Raw genomic sequence first — 538 nt, forward strand, 5'->3', positions numbered from 1 at the left:
CTCTCCGACTATACGATAAGCCCCGTATTTTTCAGGACCAGCCACCGTGAACATCAGCCAAGCCGCCCGGCAGAGCGGGCTTTCTGCCAAACAGATCCGCGATTATGAGAAATCGGGTCTGATTACACCGCCGCCTCGCGGCAGCAACGGCTACCGCAGCTATCGTGAAGAAGATGTGGCGCGTTTGCGCTTTATCTTTCAGGCGCGGCAGGTGGGGTTTTCGCTGGCAGACATTCAATCGCTGCTGGCCTTGTCCGACAATCCCGGGCGCTCCAGCCGCGCGGTGAAGCTGCTGACCGGGCAGCATATCGACCGGCTGCGCGGCGAAATTGCCAAAATGCAGGCCATGCTGGCTTTGCTCGAGGGTTGGTACGATGCCTGCGCGGGTGACCAGAATCCGGCCTGCCCGATTTTAAACGGCCTGAACCGGCCTTGCGCGCTTCGTGCCGAGGGCGACGGAGATATGTATAGTCATTTAAAATAAGAATGGTACAGCGTTGCTTCGCCTTGCTGTACTGTCTGCGGCTTCGCTGCCTTG

At 58.6% G+C, this 538-nt stretch carries 1 protein-coding gene; it reads left to right on the forward strand.

The window, feature by feature from the left end; genetic code table 11:
- Positions 1-46: 46 nt before the first annotated feature.
- Positions 47-484 carry a MerR family transcriptional regulator gene (locus BDE01S_RS10965; RefSeq protein WP_066081524.1) on the forward strand — a complete coding sequence of 146 codons (438 nt, stop codon included), beginning with the start codon at positions 47-49 and terminating at the stop codon, positions 482-484.
- Positions 485-538 lie beyond the last annotated feature (54 nt).

It is taken from the genome of Bergeriella denitrificans NBRC 102155, from assembly GCF_001592185.1.
Classification (GTDB): Bacteria; Pseudomonadota; Gammaproteobacteria; order Burkholderiales; family Neisseriaceae; genus Neisseria; species Neisseria denitrificans.